Origin of the sequence: Sorangium sp. So ce296 (genome assembly GCF_051529605.1) — a bacterium.
GTDB lineage: Bacteria > Myxococcota_A > Polyangia > Polyangiales > Polyangiaceae > Sorangium > Sorangium cellulosum_D.
In genome coordinates this window covers 13,501,977-13,518,051 of record NZ_CP150325.1, presented here as the reverse complement: position 1 = coordinate 13,518,051, position 16,075 = coordinate 13,501,977, and the positions used below count along the sequence as shown (strand labels likewise).

The 16,075-nt window shown below is 70.6% G+C and carries 11 protein-coding genes; 7 read left to right on the top strand and 4 right to left on the bottom strand.

Annotation, left to right across the window (positions count from 1 at the left end; all coding sequences use genetic code 11):
• Positions 1-4: 4 nt before the first annotated feature.
• Together WME98_RS49815 and WME98_RS49810 are read right to left on the bottom strand one after the other, a co-directional pair.
• A complete protein-coding gene (locus WME98_RS49815; protein WP_437948549.1) occupies positions 5-1,072 on the bottom strand; it encodes a hypothetical protein in 1,068 nt (355 codons plus the stop codon).
• 28 nt (positions 1,073-1,100) lie between these two features.
• Positions 1,101-2,177, bottom strand: a complete 1,077-nt coding sequence (locus tag WME98_RS49810) for a trypsin-like serine peptidase (protein WP_061625234.1) — start codon at positions 2,175-2,177, stop codon at positions 1,101-1,103.
• A gap of 189 nt (positions 2,178-2,366) precedes the next feature.
• Between WME98_RS49810 and WME98_RS49805 the strand changes: the two genes are divergently transcribed.
• The 4 genes from WME98_RS49805 (at position 2,367) to WME98_RS49790 (ending at position 9,030) form a co-directional block, all read left to right on the top strand.
• On the top strand, positions 2,367-5,093 hold the full coding sequence (locus WME98_RS49805; RefSeq protein ID WP_437948548.1) for a CHAT domain-containing protein: 2,727 nt from the start codon (positions 2,367-2,369) through the stop codon (positions 5,091-5,093).
• Positions 5,094-5,140: 47 nt separating this feature from the next.
• On the top strand, positions 5,141-5,932 hold the full coding sequence (locus tag WME98_RS49800; protein WP_437948547.1) for a M12 family metallopeptidase: 792 nt from the start codon (positions 5,141-5,143) through the stop codon (positions 5,930-5,932).
• A 70-nt stretch (positions 5,933-6,002) separates the two neighbouring features.
• On the top strand, positions 6,003-7,655 hold the full coding sequence (locus WME98_RS49795; protein ID WP_437948546.1) for a hypothetical protein: 1,653 nt from the start codon (positions 6,003-6,005) through the stop codon (positions 7,653-7,655).
• 55 nt (positions 7,656-7,710) lie between these two features.
• Complete coding sequence (locus tag WME98_RS49790; RefSeq protein WP_437948545.1) at positions 7,711-9,030, top strand: hypothetical protein; 1,320 nt, start codon at positions 7,711-7,713, stop codon at positions 9,028-9,030.
• A gap of 804 nt (positions 9,031-9,834) precedes the next feature.
• Here the strand turns inward: WME98_RS49790 and WME98_RS49785 are convergent.
• Both WME98_RS49785 and WME98_RS49780 read right to left on the bottom strand, forming a co-directional pair.
• A complete protein-coding gene (locus tag WME98_RS49785; RefSeq protein WP_437948544.1) occupies positions 9,835-10,869 on the bottom strand; it encodes a tetratricopeptide repeat protein in 1,035 nt (344 codons plus the stop codon).
• A complete protein-coding gene (locus WME98_RS49780) occupies positions 10,860-12,425 on the bottom strand; it encodes a protein kinase domain-containing protein (RefSeq protein ID WP_437948543.1) in 1,566 nt (521 codons plus the stop codon). The genes WME98_RS49785 and WME98_RS49780 overlap by 10 nt, the downstream gene beginning before the upstream one ends.
• Before the next feature lie 317 nt (positions 12,426-12,742).
• On the opposite strand from WME98_RS49780, the gene WME98_RS49775 reads away from it, so the two are divergent.
• The 3 genes from WME98_RS49775 to WME98_RS49765 all read left to right on the top strand — a co-directional run bounded on the left by WME98_RS49775 (position 12,743) and on the right by WME98_RS49765 (position 16,026).
• Positions 12,743-13,468, top strand: coding sequence for a hypothetical protein (locus WME98_RS49775; RefSeq protein ID WP_437948541.1), 726 nt, complete (start codon positions 12,743-12,745; stop codon positions 13,466-13,468).
• Between the two features lie 297 nt (positions 13,469-13,765).
• Complete coding sequence (locus tag WME98_RS49770) at positions 13,766-14,917, top strand: alpha/beta hydrolase family esterase (RefSeq protein WP_437948540.1); 1,152 nt, start codon at positions 13,766-13,768, stop codon at positions 14,915-14,917.
• Positions 14,918-15,216: 299 nt separating this feature from the next.
• The gene (locus WME98_RS49765) at positions 15,217-16,026 is read left to right on the top strand and encodes a response regulator transcription factor (RefSeq protein WP_437948539.1); all 810 of its coding nucleotides are present in this window, start codon (positions 15,217-15,219) and stop codon (positions 16,024-16,026) included.
• Positions 16,027-16,075 lie beyond the last annotated feature (49 nt).

The following is a 16,075-nucleotide window of genomic DNA, read 5'->3' as shown; positions in this document are numbered from 1 at the left end:
CGTCCTAGCGCTGCGCCGCGTCGGCGGCGGACAGGAGCTCCTGAAGCCCGGCGAAGAAGCGCTGCGTGTCCTTGCTGGCCTCGTGGAGCTCGAGGCCGCGCCGCGTGCCGGCGTCGATCGCCCGCGGGTCGCCTGGATACAGCTCGCGGAAGAACATCTCGATATCGCTCCTCTCGATCCGCTTCAGCTCGTGCCGCATCGCCCGGTGCTCGATCGGCGCGAGCGCGCCGTGGGTCACCCTGTGGGCCGAGAGGGCCCCGATCCAGTCCCAGAGGCTCGGCTTCCACACGATCGGCTGCAGGGTGATGAGGGCGCCCCCGCCGGCGCCCCCGCGTCGATCGACCGCTTGCCGGTAGAGCTCGGGGATCGCCTCGGTGTGATGATCCTTGAGCCACCGCGCGTGGGCCGCGTCCAGCGCCTCCGGGTGCATCGGATAGATGAGGATCAGGCTCCTGTCCTGGGTGAGGCGCGCGATGGCGTCGGGCAGCGCGTCCACCTCGACGTCCTCGCCGAGCTCGAGCGCGAGGACGTCCCGGAGGGCGAGGAGCGCCTTGCGGGCGTCACGCACGTTGAACACGGTGGGGCTCATCGTGAGCACCTCGGCGCCGAGATCGTCCTTGAAGGCGCGGACGCGATCCAGGAAGTACTGATGGCCGTCCTCGGGCGCGCCGCAGAGCAAGAGGGCGTGGGCGCGCGGGTCATTGGCGCTGCGGCTCTGGAGGTCGCTCCAGATGTCGTGGCGATCGAGCCGCAGGTACGCGTTGGCCGCGGGGTGCCGCGGGAGGGCCGACGCCTTGGGCTTGCAGGCGGCCCGGATGGCCGCGTGGTGCCTCGCCTTACGCGCGTCCTCGAGCGCGCGCTCCACGAGCTTCGGGATCTTCGCCGCGTGGACGCGGGTGACCTCGTCGAAGATGCCTTGTACCGACTGATCGTGGTTGATGCTGAAGAGGTCGATCCCCGCCCGCTCGCAGAGGAGGAGGGCCTCGCGCTTCTGCTCCATGCCGTTGTATGCGGCCGAGAGCGCGCGGACGAGCGCGGCGCGATCGTAGGCCATCGGTACGGGAGCCGGCATCTCGGTTCAGCGCTCTCCGGGGGCGCGATCAGGCCGGGAGCAGGCCGGCCTGGACGAGCCCTTCGCGCACCCGCTCGATGCGGATGCCCTGATTGCGGTACGCCGGCGGCCGCCCGTTCTGCTGGGGGATCTCCACCCAGCGGTGGTGCAGCGCGGCGACCTCCCACCGGTCGTTGAACACGGGAGATCCCGACGAGCCGCCGTCGGTGTCCGTCAGGTACTGCACGACGCTGTCATCGACATACTGCACCTGGTTGCGCGTGAGGCCGATGTGCTTCACCAGGCCGCGCGGGTGCTGGATGATGAAGACCGGGTCGTCCTCCGAAAGCGGCCGTGAAGGGCGCAGGGCGAGCCGCGGGTAGCCCTCGGGCAGCGGCGAGGCGAGGCGCACGGCGGCCCAGTCGTGCTCGGCCGAGCCCACGATCGTCGACGGGTCGCCGGGGACCACGCGCGGCTGCCTGGGCGCGCCGTCCGGCCCCGTCTCGTACGAGAACCACGCGTCCACGCGGGACACCGGCCGTCCGCCGGCGCCGAGGTCGAAGAGCACGTGATGGTTGGTGAGCAGGAGAGGCTCGCCCGGCGCGTCCAGGAGGAAGCCTGTGCCGTAAAACCGCTGCCCTCCGGCGTGGACCTCGAGGCGGGCCACCGCCGGAGACACGCGGAAGGCGCCCGCGAGCTGGCCCATGTCGATGAGGCTGCTCGCGCTGCCGAGGATCCGCTCGACGTCGCCCGAATCCGGGTCGGGCCCGGCGAGGCTGGGCACGCCGGGCGCGCCGGCGGCCGGCGCCTCGACGACGGGCGCCGGCTCCATCAGCTCTTTGATGCGGTCGTGGTACTTCTTGCGATCCCTGTCGGCGAGGACGAGATCCAGCAATGGACGGAGCAGCAAAGCGTCGGACGCCTGTCGCAGGGCGTCCTGCCAGACGTAAATGGGCGCCTGCTCCAGATCGATGTAGCTGGGCTCGAGCCCGGCGCGCTCGAGGATCACGGGGATGTCCTGCTTGCGGCTGTAAGCCTTGGCGAGCAGGCTGCGCAGCTCGACGGCTTCGGGGTGGATGTAATTGAAGTCGTCGAGAAAGTGCGCTGCGCTGGCGGGAGGGCTCACGACCGGGCATCGTCGCGCCCGGCCGCGCGCATTTCAAGGCTTAAGTTGCGCGATCCATGGCGCGCTGTGACGCCAGCCGGCCGCCTCCTTGAAAAGCGATATAGATCAATGGCTTATCCGCGCATCGCCTCGCATCGAAGCGGGCGGCTTCACGGCCCAGAGGCAATGACGTAGGATCGTCTCTGTACCATGACATCAAACGAGATCGGTCGGATCTGTGCCACGTGCTTGAAGGGCGACCAGGAGGCCAGCGCCGCCCTCGCGGAGGCGATCGGCTGGGCGGGCGACGGGCAGATCCTGATCGAGCCGAAGGAGGGAGGCGGCCTGGCGCTCCGCAGGCTCGCGGAGATGGACTTCCATTTCGGCCATGCCTCTCCCGCGTTCGCGACCGACGCGGAGCGGATATCATGCACGCTGGAGGCGTGCTCCGTGCTCGTCATGAAGGTGGAGGGAGACGCCGAGCAGCGCCTGTTCCCCGGGTGGCTTCAGGTCGCCGCGCCGCCGTCGCAGGCCCTGCTCCTCGTCGCCGAGGGGCTCGGCAGCGACGCGATCGAGGCGCTCGTCCACGAGCACCGTCGCGGGGCCCGCCGCTGCGCCGTGGTGGCGATCCCTGCCGGTCAGGGCGACGCGCTGCTCGATCGCGTCGCCGCCTTGACCCGGACGAGCGTGCACACGGAGAGGGCGAAGCGCCTGTTCGAACGCGGGGAGCCTGTCGAGCTCGGGAGCGCGTTTCGGGTCCGCGTCGAGCGAGGCCGCACGCTCCTCCAGGTCGACGTGGGCTCCGGCGCCGCTCTCGCCGATGTGCCCCCGCAGCGGGCGGCGTTGCTCCAGGTCGGCGGCGCCACGGAGGTCGAGAGCGCGGCGCGCAGGCGGCGCTTGCAGGACGCCTTGAAGGCCGCGCGGGCTGCGATCGCGGGGGGCGTCCTCCCCGGCGGCGGCGTGGCGTTCGTGAGCGCGCAGGCCGCCCCCGCCGCGGCGCACTACTTCGAATCGACCCGGGAGGCGCGGGGCGCCGGCGCGAGCCCGCCCGAGCCGAGGCGCTCCCGGTTCCTGGAGAGCTTCGACGCCGTCGAGCGAGGCGGCTCAGACCTCTTGGACATCCCCTTCGGCGGCGACGGGCTGCTCTCGGCCCGGGGCCAGCCGGCGCCCGGGGCGAATCCGACGAGCGCGCGCGATTTCGGCGCGGCGTCGCCCCTGCCGCTCCCGGCGGTGCGGCCGGCCGGCGCGTCGCGCCCGGCCGAGGCGCCGTCCCCCTTCGAGGGTTGGTCCCCGGCCGAGGCGCCGCCGCCGGCCGAGGCGGCGGCTCCGCTCGAGGCGTCGCCCCCGGCCGAGGCGTCGCCGCCGGTCGACGCGCCGACCGTGCTGCGCCATGTCGATGTCGCGTGCCCGCGCCGGATGTGGCTCGGCGCGGAGCGCTTCAGCCTGGTCGTGCGCCTCACGGTGGCTCCATCCAGCCTCAGCGTCGCCAGCCGCACCGGTCCGGTGCCGCTGAGGCCTTCCGAGCCCGTGCGCGTGCGCCTGAGCGCCCCTTCCTTCGATGTGCTCTCGCCGCTGGAGCAGGAGATCCGCATCCCCGCGAGCGGCGACAGCGATCCGGTCGTGTTCTTCCTCAAGCCCACCGCGCTCGGCGAGCGCGCCCTTCTCCTCGACTTCCTCCAGTCGGGCAACCCCGTCGGGGCCGCCGCCGTCCTGGTGGAGGTCACCGCGATGCCCGGGGCCAGCTCGGACACGGCCCATGTGAGCGGCGCGGTCCGCACCTCGAGCGCCTCGCTCGCCGAGGCTCCCGAGCGGATGCTGTATATCGCCTACGAGCGCTCGCCGGCCGGCGGCGCGCTCACCTTCACGCTGATCCGGAAGGGCGAGGTGGGCAGGACGTTCACGCGCGTCCCGCTCTCCTCCTCGCCCGAGGACTTCACGACGTCGCTGTACCGGGAGCTGAACCTGCTCCGCGCCGGGAAGGATCCCACCGTCGACGCCCTCGGCAGGCCGCGGCTCGCCATCGACCGCGAGGACGTGGACATGAAGATCCGCGACATGGGCTTCGAGCTGTGGAAGGCGCTGTTCCCGGAGGACTTCCGTCGAATGTACGCCGCGGAGCGCAAGGCGTGGCGCGACAGCAGCATGATCATCCTGTCGGATGAGCCGTCCATCCCGTGGGAGCTGGTCTGGCCGTACGGGACCGAGCCGGAGCGCTGGCACGACGAGGAGCCCTGGTGCCTCAGCATGTCGCTGACCCGCTGGCTCCGGCGGAACGAGCAAGGGGGCGGCCACGAGGGCCCGGCGGCGGCGCTCCGCGTCGAGGCGTTCGCGCTGCTCGTGCCGACGGACTCCAACCTCCCCAGCGCGCCGAAGGAGAAGGAGTTCCTCGCCAGGCTCCTGGGCCAGGACAGGAAGCTGCAGGACAGGAGCCCCAAATACGCCACGGCGAAGGAGGTCAAGGCGCTGCTGAAGAACGGCGGCTATGGGCTGATCCACGCGGCGACGCACGGCAACTTCTCGACCAGCGCGCCCGACGCGATCACGGCCCTCTGGCTGGAAGGGGGAGAGCCGCTGAGCCCGCGCGCCATCAACGGCCCCGACATCGAATCGCACCTCGGCGCCGCGCGCCCGGCGTTCGTGTTCAACGCGTGCGAGCTGGGTCAGGGCGCGTGGTCGCTCGTGGGCATCGGCGGGTGGGCGAACCGCCTCATCTCCGCCGGCGCCGGCCTGTTCCTGGCGCCCCTCTGGCTGGTGAGCGACGACCGCGCCTACGCCTTCTGCGAGGCGCTGTACCGCGAGCTGGCGAACGGCGCCCCCGTCGGCAAGGCGGTCCGCGAGGCGCGGCGCGCGGCCAAGAAGGACGGCGATCCCACGCACCTCGCGTACTGCGTCTACGCGCACCCGAACGCGAGGTTCGTCTTCGGCGGCGGCGCATGAAGCGCCCTGCCGCCGACGCGGAGACGTCATCAACCAGGGAGGAAGCGATGAGTGAATCGGAAGCGACCGGTGGTCCGGAGATCGACGAGGAGACCCGCGTCTGCGTGGACGTGTTCCCGCCCGTGGACGACGATCTGGCCCGCTCGGGCGCGGCGCAGGGCGAACGGGCGGAGTCGCTCGATTCCGTATACGCCGGGGACCCGGGCAACCCGGCGCGCATCGCCGTGCTGAAAGGCAAGCGGTGGGCCCCCGGGCAGACGCTGCGCATCGCGTTCATGGGCGGCGAGCGCGAGGTGCAGCGGCGGGTCCGCGAGGTCGCCGAGCTCTGGACGCGGCACGCGAACCTCACGTTCGATTTCGACGATGGCCCGAGCGCCCAGATCCGCATCGCGTTCATGCGCGGCGAGGGCTCGTGGTCCTACATCGGCCGAGATTGCCTGAGCATCCGCCGGGACAAGCCGACGATGAACCTGGGCTGGCTCACGCCGTCGACGCCCGACGAGGAGTGCTCGCGGGTCGTGCTGCACGAGTTCGGACACGCGCTCGGGTGCATCCACGAGCACCAGAACCCCGACGCCGGCATCCCGTGGGACACGGAGGCCGTCTACAGGTACTACATGGGGCCGCCGAACCACTGGAAGCGCGCCGACGTCGACAGCAACCTCTTCCAGAGGTACTCGAGGGACGTCACGCAGTTCTCGACGTTCGATCCGCGCTCGATCATGCTGTACGCGATCCCGAAGGAGCACACGCGCGACCGGAGGTCGCGTCCGGGCAACAGCACGCTGTCGGAGACCGACATCGAGTTCATCAAGCAGATGTATCCGCGCGCGACGTGAGCGCGGCACCTCGCGGGATCGCCCAGCGCGCGTCGAGACCACCGTCTTTCGAAGGAATGAGGGACACACCGTGAAGCCATCGCTCCTGCGCGCGCTCGGACATCCGACCGCGTCCACACACGCCCACCCCCGCGCGGCCGAGCAGGTGCTCCCGCCAGAGGACGCCCCGAGAGGGCAAGGCAGCCCGCGATCGGACCGACCACCCGCCAAGGACTACGCGTTCGACGCGAGCGCCGACGCGGACATCGGGCTCGTCGAGCCCGAGCACGTCGCGTGGCTCGAGGAGCGCCTCCGGGACGATCCCGACCCGATCCTGGCCGAGGCGAGGAGCCTGTGGGACGCCAGGCTGACCGAGGGGGAGCTCCGGGGCGCGCTCGACCGGGCGCGGGCGCTCCTGGAGCCGTCGACCACGGCGGAGCCGCTGCTCAGGGCGGCCGCCGCGCCCGTGCAGGCCTTCGGCATGTCCGACGGCCTGCTCAGGGCGGCCGCGGCGCCGGTGCAGGCCTTCGGCATGTCCGACGGCCTGCTCAGGGCGGCCGCGGTGCCCATGCAGCCCGACGGCGTGCTCAGGGCGGCCGCCGCGTCCGTGCAGACCGTCGGCATGCCCGACGGTTTCGGTTTTCTTGGGTACGATTCGACCTGGCTGCCCATCCTCCCGATGGAAGAGAAGTTCGAGACGGTCGCGGACGGCGCCATGTACGCGCTCGCCTTCGTCGCGTCGAAGGCCGCGAACAGCCTCAAACCCAAGGCGCCCTTCCGGTACCACGACGCGTCGAAGGAGCGGTCGTTCGTGTACGACATGCCGGTGGCGAAGACCAGCCTCGCCCTGCTCGCCGACTTCGGCAACGGGCTCCCGCACTCGCGTTACATCGCCAAGCACATCCGGAGGCTCGCGCCCGACCACCTCCTCTACCTGGGCGACGTCTATTACGCCGGCACATCGGCGGAGTTCGCGGCCTTCGTCGCGCCCGAGTTCGAGGACATGCTGGCGCGCACGAACGTGATGATGCTGAGCTCCAACCACGAGATGTTCTCCAAGGCGTACCCGTACTTCAGCTACCTCGACTATCGCATGGGCCTGGGCGCGCCCCAGGTCCAGCAGGGAAGCTATTTCTGCCTGCGCTTCGGGGACGCGTTCCAGATCATCGGGATCGAGACCGATTACTTCGGTCACATGACGTACGCCGACGCCCGGCTCCGCTCGTGGCTCTCGCAGATCCTGCAGGACGGACGTCAGCGCGGGTGTATCAACGTGCTGCTGTCAGCGAACGAGCCGTTCCAGTATGGATCGATGGAACTCACCAGGATGTACGAGCACCTGAAGCCGTACCTGCCGGCCGTGGATCTCTGGATGTGGGGCAACACGCATTACTGTGGTCTCTTCGACATGACCCCGGAGCTGCCGGTCTCGAGCTGCATCGGGCACGGCGGCTATCCCTATCGACTCTCCGAGTACGGGCTCGACAAGGATTTGTACGCCGCGCCGTGCCCCGCGACCCCGCTCTTCCTCGAGTCGCAGTCGCGCTATCATGGGTACAAGCTCCGTCCCGAGATCGGCAACAACGGCTTTTGCATGCTTCACCTCGATCCGGGGCAAGGGCCTTCGACGCGGCGCCTTCGCCTCGAGTACATCGATTGGAGAAGCCGGCTGCGGTACCGCGCCGAGCTCGGCCGGCAGCAGGACGGACGGGTGGCCGTGCTCCACGGCGCCGAGGAGGTCTGAGCGAGCGCGCCAGGGGGACTTCGCCGCGCGCGCCGGTCACCTCGAGGCTCGCCCCGTGACCGGCGTCGTAGATGAAAACCCCGCCATCGTGTGGTCTCCTCTCGATCGGGTTGGCGCGAGCCGCCCCGATCAGCCCCTCACCGCGCCGAGCCTCGCGTCGAGCGCCTTCAAGGTGGCTTGCCCCGCGACCCCGTCCACGAGGAGCCCGCGCTCGGCCTGGAACGCCCTCACGGCGTCCTCCACGCGATCGCCGAAGACGCCGTCGACGCCCGCCTCGGAGCTGGATCCCGAGCGCGAGCAGCGCCTCCTGCAGGGCCTTGATCTCGGGCCCGCTGGCCCGCTTGCGGAGCGACCCCTCGCCCCGCGCGACGCGCTCGAGCGCCGGCTCGCCGGCGAGCGGCGCGTTCTTCAGGATCTGCGGCTTGGCCGGCCTGCCGGGCCGCGGCAGCGGGTGCTCGGCGAACGGATCGCTCGACGGCGACGCCGCCGCCCGGAAGAACGGATCGCTCGTGCAATCCAGGCCGTCGGCCTTCATGTGCTCGCAGTACAGCTGGAACTGCCTCCAGTCGGGGCGCCATTTGAAACTCCGGGCCCTGCCGTAGAAATAACGGCCCACGAGCACGGCGAGGCGCTGGTCGCGTTCGACCGACGCGGCGCCGCCGCCTGCCTGAGGCAGCGCCCATTCGAGGCTGCCGTCGACGTACGCCGGGGCCCAGTGCTTGAGGTGGGCGATCCAGTTGAACAGGGCCTGCGTGGCGATGCCGTCGGCCCCGGCGATGTGCGCCGACGTCTCCATGAACGTGAGGAGCTGCGCCTCGGTGACCGCGTCGCGCGTGCGCGGATCGCGCGCCGCGTGGATGAGCACCCGGAGCAGCGGGACCGAGCTGCGGAGCGTCTCGAGCGCCTCTTTCCCCCCGGTGATCACCCGCTTCGCCCGGAGGTCGACGACATCGTAGACGTTCTTGTCGCGGTAGCGCAGGCCCGCGCGGCCGAGCCGGTCGCGGAGCGCCTCGTTCGCCACCGCGCGCGCCATGACCTTGCCCAGCATCCCGAGGCCGCCCCAGCCGGTCCCCCAGGTGACGATCTGGTTGTCGTAGGTGTTGATGGCCGCGGTGCTGCCCTCGCGCGCCTGGAAGGCGCGGAACGCGATGACCTTGCGGCGGTCGCTGGAGCTCGACGCCGCGGCGCGGGACTCGAGGTAATCGTGGAGGTAGGCGAGGTGCGCCTTGTCGCTGGCCCCGGTGTACATGTGCCCTGGCGAACCGGCTTGAGGCCCGGCACCGCGGGCGCCTCGCCGCGGCTCTGCTCGATCTCCGCGAGGAGATCCTCGGGCAGCTCCGCCCCGGCCACGGCCGTGCCCGCGTCCGTCGCGTAGTCTTCCCACCCGAGGAGGGGCGCGCTCGCCTGGGCGAGCCCGGCCGAGAAGCCGGAGGACCTGCTCGCCTCCAGCGGCGCGCGGCAGAAGCCGAGCCCGGGGCCGGGGAACACGAGATCCGTGTAGCCCGCGAAGGTTTCGACTCTCCCGAGGCCCTCGAGGCGTTCGCGCACCTCGCCGAGGAGCGCTTCGCAGAGGCTCTCTCTGGGCGGGTCGTCGTCGGGCGACTCGAGCCCGGTGAGGGCGATCTCCCAGAGGAGGCGGCCGTCCGTGCCGCGCAGGATGCGGTGCTCGAGGAGCGCAGGGTGGATCGTCGGCCGGGATGCGACGCTGAACGCGGCGGCTTCGGCCAGCAGAATCCGCTGGAGCTCCGCCGGATTGACGCTCGTCTCCGGGTCGATGTGGAAGAGAAAAACGTTCGCTGCGTCTGCGGTTATCTCTGTCACAACCAATGAGGAGAGCGAGCAGGATTGCCCCTGTCAACGGAATCCGAGCGCTCGGACGAGGCAGAGCAGCAATCGGGCATCGAGCGTCTGGCCGTGGTCTTGCGGCTCGATGCGCGGGTGGACATTCCGCGAGCACCAATGCGGAATTCCGCCCCTGAAGCACTCGAGTGTTCGGGAACTCCGCCGGACGGACGCGGCGGGGCTCAGCGCCTTGCCGCGGCGAGCGCGAGAGCGACCAGCGGCCTGCAAGCTCCTTGGGTTGATGTAAGTTTCTGTCGCGGCTGGTGCCGCCGCCAGTCGCCACGAGCTCCGTTGCAGCCGTGGTGGACTTGAGCAGGCGCTCTGGGCGAAAACAGGGCTAAAATCTACTGCGCAGCAGCGCCCCGCCGCCGCCTGGCAGGACCGCGGGCGTGAGGGCGACGGTCGCGCCCTGCTGAGGTGACGTCAGGAGGAGCACCAGGCCAGCGCCAATGCCAGCGAGGCCGATGGCGCCGAGCACGGTGCCCGTGGCGGTGAGCGTCTGACCTTGAGACTGAGCGCTCATGCCGTCCTCGTTGCAACTCAATGGATTCGGGCACTCTTCCTCGAGATCCAACTTCGCTTTGAGCGCGAGCCCGCCCGCGACGAGGCTTCCGACCAGAGCCGCAGTGCCGACGCCGCCAACGACGAAGGCGACCGTCCGTTGCGTGCCGGAGGCGGGGGCGGACGGCGCGCTGACGACCGGAGGGGGCGAGGCGGCCTTGGGGGCTTCGGACACCCGGACCGGGCGCGGCGCGGCGACCGCCGGAGGCGGCGCGGCGTCGACTGGAGGAGGCGCGAGACGCAAGATTTGGCGCGCGCCCTCCGCGAGGGTCACTGGCGCTTCGGTCTGCCTGCCATCGGTCCATTGGGCGACGACAGCGTGGGTTCCGGGGTCGAGCGGGAGCTCGCTGCCAAGGCTGGCTTGCGGAAGCGCGGCTCCATCCAGGAGCACCACCGAAGGTGCTGGCGCGCCCTGGTCGAGCTCGATCACGAGCTTAGGAACGCGCGGCTCGAGCTGCTCGATCTGCTGCCTGGTGCTGGCAAGACGGAAGTCGTTGGGCTCCAGTTGGGGCAGCAACTGCTTGAGGTGCTGCCATGCGCTCGCCACTTTTCCGAGCTTCGACTCGCATTGCGCGAGGTTGAAGAGTGGACCACGCGCGGGGAATGTGGACAGGCTCTCGCGGAAGAGCGGAATCGCGCGGGCGCAGTCCCCCGCCTCCAAGGCCGCACGGCCTTCCTCGAAGAGCGCCTGCGCCTGGGCTTTCGAGCTCGTCGGCTGCGCGGCCGCCACATGGCTCATCGCGCAGAGGAGCGCGAGCGGCAGGACGCAACGCCACGCTGCGGGATACGCTGATCGTTTCGTCAATCCCATGACTTCCCTGGATCCACGGGCGGTTTTTGCGGGTCGACCGTCGGTCGCGGCGTAAGCCTTGGTGCCCTTGCGGCGCTTGCCCCTGGCGTCCCCGCCGCTTGCGTCGCCGGAGGCGCCGCCGGGATCGCGCTGACCGCGGCAGGTGCGCTCGTGACGAGCGCTCGGCTCGGGGATGGCGCGGCGGTCGCGTGGTCGGCGATGGCGACGGGGGGCGACGCGAGCCCCATCGGGCTGTCCGTGCCGGTCGGTGCAGGCGCGGGCTCGGACGTCGTGCTCGATACCACGGGGCCACCGCTGTCCACCGGCCCGCTCGTCGTGAGCCGTGACGCGACGACGAGCCCGCTCAAGACGAGCCCACCCGCGGCGCAGGCGATCAGCGCGACGCGATTCCGTCGCGCGCGGGCCGGCGTGGTGTTGCCCGGGGACGCGAGAGGCGATATCTCGTGCGCCGTCTCCGTCGCCTCGCTGCCGGGCGACGACATCGGGCCTGGGCCCTCTGGCATGGGGGCGGTCGTCGCGTCGTGCGCTCCTGCTTCCCACGAGGGCGAGGGCATGGCGAGCAGGCGGGGCGCCGCGACGGGCGCGTCCACCCCCGGCGAGGAGCCGGCGCGCGAGGCGGGGTCCGGCAGGAGACGGTCGATGCTCTCGAACGACAGCCTCCCGCGCTGGGTCGCGAAAGGCGCGAGCACCCGGGCGATTTCGGCCACGTTCTGGACGCGAGCGGCGGGATCTTTCGTGAGGCACTTGTCCACGAGCGAAGCGACGGCCGGCGGGAGGTCCGGGCGCAGCGCCAGAAGGGACGTCGGGGTGTCCATCATGATCGCCGCCGTGACCGCGGTCATGGTTTCGCCCTCGAAGGGGTGCCGCCCCGAGAGCATGCGGTACAGGAGCACGCCGAGCGCCCATATGTCCGTGCGCACGTCCGTGTATTTCAGGCTGCGGACCTGCTCGGGCGACATGTAATGGATGGAGCCGATGATACGGCCCGTCGCGGTCAGGCTCGCCTCCTTGACGGAGTCGCCTACGCCAATGAATTTCGACAGGCCGAAGTCGAGCACCTTGAGGAGGGGGGATCCATCGGGGCGGCGGGTGAGGAAGAGGTTATTGGGCTTGAGATCGCGGTGGATGATTCCGCGCACGTGGGCCTCGGCGAGCGCCTCGCAGACCTCGAGGAGGTGGTCAGCGGCTTCGGTCAGCGGCAGGAGACCGCGGGTCTCGAGCACCTCGGCGAGGTCCTCGCCCGTCAGGTACTCAAGCACCATGTAGGCCGCGCCGGTGTCGAGCGTGCCGACGTCGAGGACGCGCGCGACGTGCGGTCCATCGAGGGCAGCGGCGGCGCGGGCCTCCCGGAGGAAGCGGGCGCCCGCGTCCGGGAGCTCGGCCGCTTCGGGGAGCAGGAACTTGATGGCGACGCGGCGCTCCAGGGCGAGGTGCCAGGCCGCAAAGACCACGCCCATGCCGCCGGCGCCGAGGACGCGCTCGATACGGAACTTGCCCTCGACGACATCGCCGGGAACGGGGACGCCGGGCCGGCGGACGGCGGGCTGCTGCTGCATGGCGGGGGGCGAGCGTAGCCCGGCGGTGCTGCCGAGCACAAGAGGCGGGCGGCTCCGAGAGTGGTCGGCCAGCCAGCTCGGCGCGGACCAGCGGCGCGCGGAGCTCGATGGACGGCCACCTTCATGGCGCGCAGTGGCCACGTGGGTTGAGGGGCGACGCGTCACGGACGATCTCTGCCGGTGATTGAATGCCGCGGCGCCGCCGCACGAGGCGTCGTTTCGCAGGCGGCCGCTTGACAACGGAGATCGAACAGAGCGACGCTGCATCGGCGATGGGCGACAGGTGGTCGAGGGCGAGGAGGATCGGTGCGGTTGGAATGGTCGTTGTCGGCGCCGGGTGCGCGGACATCCTCGGAGCGGACTGGGGAGAGTACAAGCCCATGGGCGACCTGTTCGTTCGCATGCGCCTGGCGCGGACCGGGGACTGCACCGTGTCCTGCACTCCCGACGAGCCGTTTTGGGCCGAGGATGCGGTTGACGCCGCGTACGCGGGCAGCCACAGCGCAACGCTCCTGGTGGGCAACCAGATCATGCAGCGCGGCGACTCGGAAGCGCTCTCCACCGGGACGTCGCGCGTCCAGCTGTACGAGGCCGAGGTCCGCGTGGACGACATCGAGGGCAACCCCGTGACGGATGGGTACGTGGTTCCGATCACGGGATTCGTCGATCCCGGGACGAGCGACGACGCCGGCTACAACTGCACCGAGGTCCTCCTGATCGACGGCGCCACGATGGACACGCTGCGCGGCAGGGCCGCGCGTCTCCGCCGCGACGTCCAGGTCTTGGCGACGGTGGTGTTGCGAGGCAGGACGCTTGGCGGCGAGAAGATCGAGACCGCCGAGTGGTCCTACCCCATCCGGGTCTGCTTCGCCTGCAGCCGGTGCGAAGACACGTACCCGCCGAGCTGCTGCGCCAATACCGCGAACGAGGAGTGCCAGGGGCTCGACGAGATCAAGAGCTTCTGCTCCGGCCAGCGGGCCCCGCAGGACTGCCGCAACCTCGATCAAACCTGCGCTGACTACATCAACAGCTTCGGGTTGTAGGACGCGCGCGGAGCTCGGTCCCCATCAGTGCGACTGGGAGGATGATCGAGTCCGATACTGACCCGGATCGTCCAGTCCACCGGCGTGGGAGCGAGGTCTCGCAGCGAGGCATAGGCCAGTATGCCTATGCCTCGCTGGAGAGGTCTCGGCTATGAGCTCGTCGCAGGCACCTGCATCGGGTGACGCGACGACGGACGACGACCCCTATCGACCTGGGCCGGTGCCTCAAGCCTTCGAGGACGCGACCCGAACACCGGAGACCGTCCCGATATCCACCGCAAACGAAGGTGCTGACCCATGATGAACCACCGAATCAATTCACCAAAGCAGATCCTGCTGTCAGGAGCGCTCGGCATCGCCCTCTTGGGCTGCGGCAGCGGCAGCGACGGGACGACCACCGGCGGCGGCGACGGCGGCGGTGCCAGCGGCACGACCAGCTCGGGCGTCACCTCCGGTAGCGGCGCCAGCACCGCGTCCGGGGACACGACGACCACGTCGTCAGCGGGCACGACGGGCTCCGCTGGCGGCACCGGCACCGGCGGGGGCGGCGCCGGGGACGCGGGCACCGGCGGCGCGGGCACCGGCGGCGCGGGCACCGGCGGCGCTGGCGCCGGGGGCAGCGGAAGCGGCACGGGCGGCGGCGGGAGCGTCACCTGCCCGTCGCCCGCGTTGAGCGCTGGCGACTCGAACAAGACCGTGATGGTGGGTTCCCGGAGCCGCAGCTACGTCTTGCATGTCCCTGCCACGTACGACGGCAGCAAGCCGGTGCCGCTCGTCGTCGACTTCCACCCGCTCGGCGGCTCTGGCCCGTCGGAGCGGTCGGGCTCGCCGTATCCGGCGCAGACCGACCCGGAAGGCGTGATCATGGCCTTCCCGAGCGGGCTGTCCGGCCCCTCGGGCGGCGCCTGGAACGTGGGGCCCTGCTGCGTGGCCGACACCGACGACGTGGCGTTCGCCAGGGCGCTGGTGGCGCAGGTCCAGGAGACCGCCTGCATCGATCCGAAGCGCATCTACGCGGTCGGCTTCTCCATGGGCGGCGGGATGTCCCACTACCTCGCTTGCCACGCCGCCGACGTGTTCGCGGCCGTGGCGCCCGCCGCCTTCGATCTCCTGCAGGAGAACGTCGGCGGCTGCGAGCCGTCGCGTCCCATCAGCGTGATCTCGTTCCGAGGCACGTCGGATCCCATCGTGCCCTACGCCGGTGGAGGCTCCTCGGTGGTGCGCGGCATGCCCGTCACGTTCCTCGGCGCGAAGTCGACGTTCGAGAAGTGGGCCGACATCAATGGATGCACCGGCTCGCCGTCGGCCGAGAACGGGCAGGGCTGCTCGACCTACTCCAATTGCCAGGACGGCGTCGAGGTGACGCTCTGCACGAAGCAGGGAGGCAGCCACGAGCCCGGCAACGCCACGGTCGGCTGGCCCGCGCTGAAGCGGCACGTCATGCCGTAATCCTCCCGCCGTTCCGCGTTCCTCGGGACATCGATTGACCCATGCAGCACCGGCAGGCAGATCGAGCAGAAGAGCTTCCAATGGGATGACGGCGCGTCGCGCGACGCTTTTGGCGTGCAGCGCCGGTGAAATGATCTGCTTCTGATTCATCTGTCGCACCGTGAGAGCGCCGCCACAGAGCGAGCGAGCTCGCGTGTTGACCGCTGACGCCCCGATCGGCCATACTGGCGGGTGATCCTTTGCCTTCCTGCGTCCTGCGCGGCCTCGTCGCTCAGGGACAGGAGCCGATCGGCTGTTCCATGAAGGTCAGCGGAACCACAATCCTGACGCGGAAGACCTTGGTGAGCCGGAGGTTCGGCTCGGAAGCGTGGCGCGGCTTCTTTCGTGAAGTGGCGGTGGCCAACCCCTGGTTCAAACGGCCGATCACCGCGAGCAGCTTCGTCCCGTTGCCCGAGTTCCTCGCGTTCCACGACGAGCTCGTCCGGCGGTTCTACGCGGACGGCAAGGACGCGCTCTTCGAGCTCGGGGCCGAATCGGCGCGCTGGGCGCTCGTCGACGGCCCGCTGCAGCGCTTCGTCCAGGATCCCGACATCTCCTCGCTGGTCGCGACCACCCAGAACATCTGGCACCGGTACTTCGCCGAGACGGACAGCCGCTCCGAGGCGACGCTGAGGGACTCCGGCATCGAGTTTCGCGTGCGCGACCTCCCCGCATGGCATCCGTATTTCGAGTACTTCGTGGTCGGGTACACGAAGGAGATGCTGGAGATCTATTGCGCCAACCCGATCTGGACGCATCGCCTCGCGGGGGGACACGGCACGACATACGGCTACCTGCTCGCCACCGATCCCGTGCCGTCCGCTCCGCCGAGCAGCGAGCGCGGCGCCCGGTGCGGTCGGCTCCTCCGGCCGCGAAAGGCGCTCACGGGGCGCGAGCTGGAGGTCCTGCGGCTCGTCGGGGCCGGCAAGACCAACCGCGAGATCGCCTTGGTCCTTTGCATCTCGGAGAAGACCGTGCAACACCACGTCGCCCACGCCTACGACAAGCTCGGCATCTACAGCCGCGCCGGCGCGACGCTGTGGTTGGCCGAGCGCGGCCTCCTGGGCTGACCGGCCTCGGCGGGCTCCGGTTCGTGCGCAGCGCCGGCACCCCCGGCGA

Bases quoted from the DNA above. Each gene is read 5' to 3' on its own strand.
- WME98_RS49815 (WP_437948549.1), bottom strand. From the start codon at position 1,072: ATGCCGGCTCCCGTACCGATGGCCTACGATCGCGCCGCGCTCGTCCGC.
- WME98_RS49805 (WP_437948548.1), top strand. From the start codon at position 2,367: ATGACATCAAACGAGATCGGTCGGATCTGTGCCACGTGCTTGAAGGGC.
- WME98_RS49800 (WP_437948547.1), top strand. From the start codon at position 5,141: ATGAGTGAATCGGAAGCGACCGGTGGTCCGGAGATCGACGAGGAGACC.
- WME98_RS49785 (WP_437948544.1), bottom strand. From the start codon at position 10,869: ATGGGATTGACGAAACGATCAGCGTATCCCGCAGCGTGGCGTTGCGTC.
- WME98_RS49780 (WP_437948543.1), bottom strand. From the start codon at position 12,425: ATGCAGCAGCAGCCCGCCGTCCGCCGGCCCGGCGTCCCCGTTCCCGGC.
- WME98_RS49775 (WP_437948541.1), top strand. From the start codon at position 12,743: ATGGTCGTTGTCGGCGCCGGGTGCGCGGACATCCTCGGAGCGGACTGG.
- WME98_RS49770 (WP_437948540.1), top strand. From the start codon at position 13,766: ATGATGAACCACCGAATCAATTCACCAAAGCAGATCCTGCTGTCAGGA.
- WME98_RS49765 (WP_437948539.1), top strand. From the start codon at position 15,217: ATGAAGGTCAGCGGAACCACAATCCTGACGCGGAAGACCTTGGTGAGC.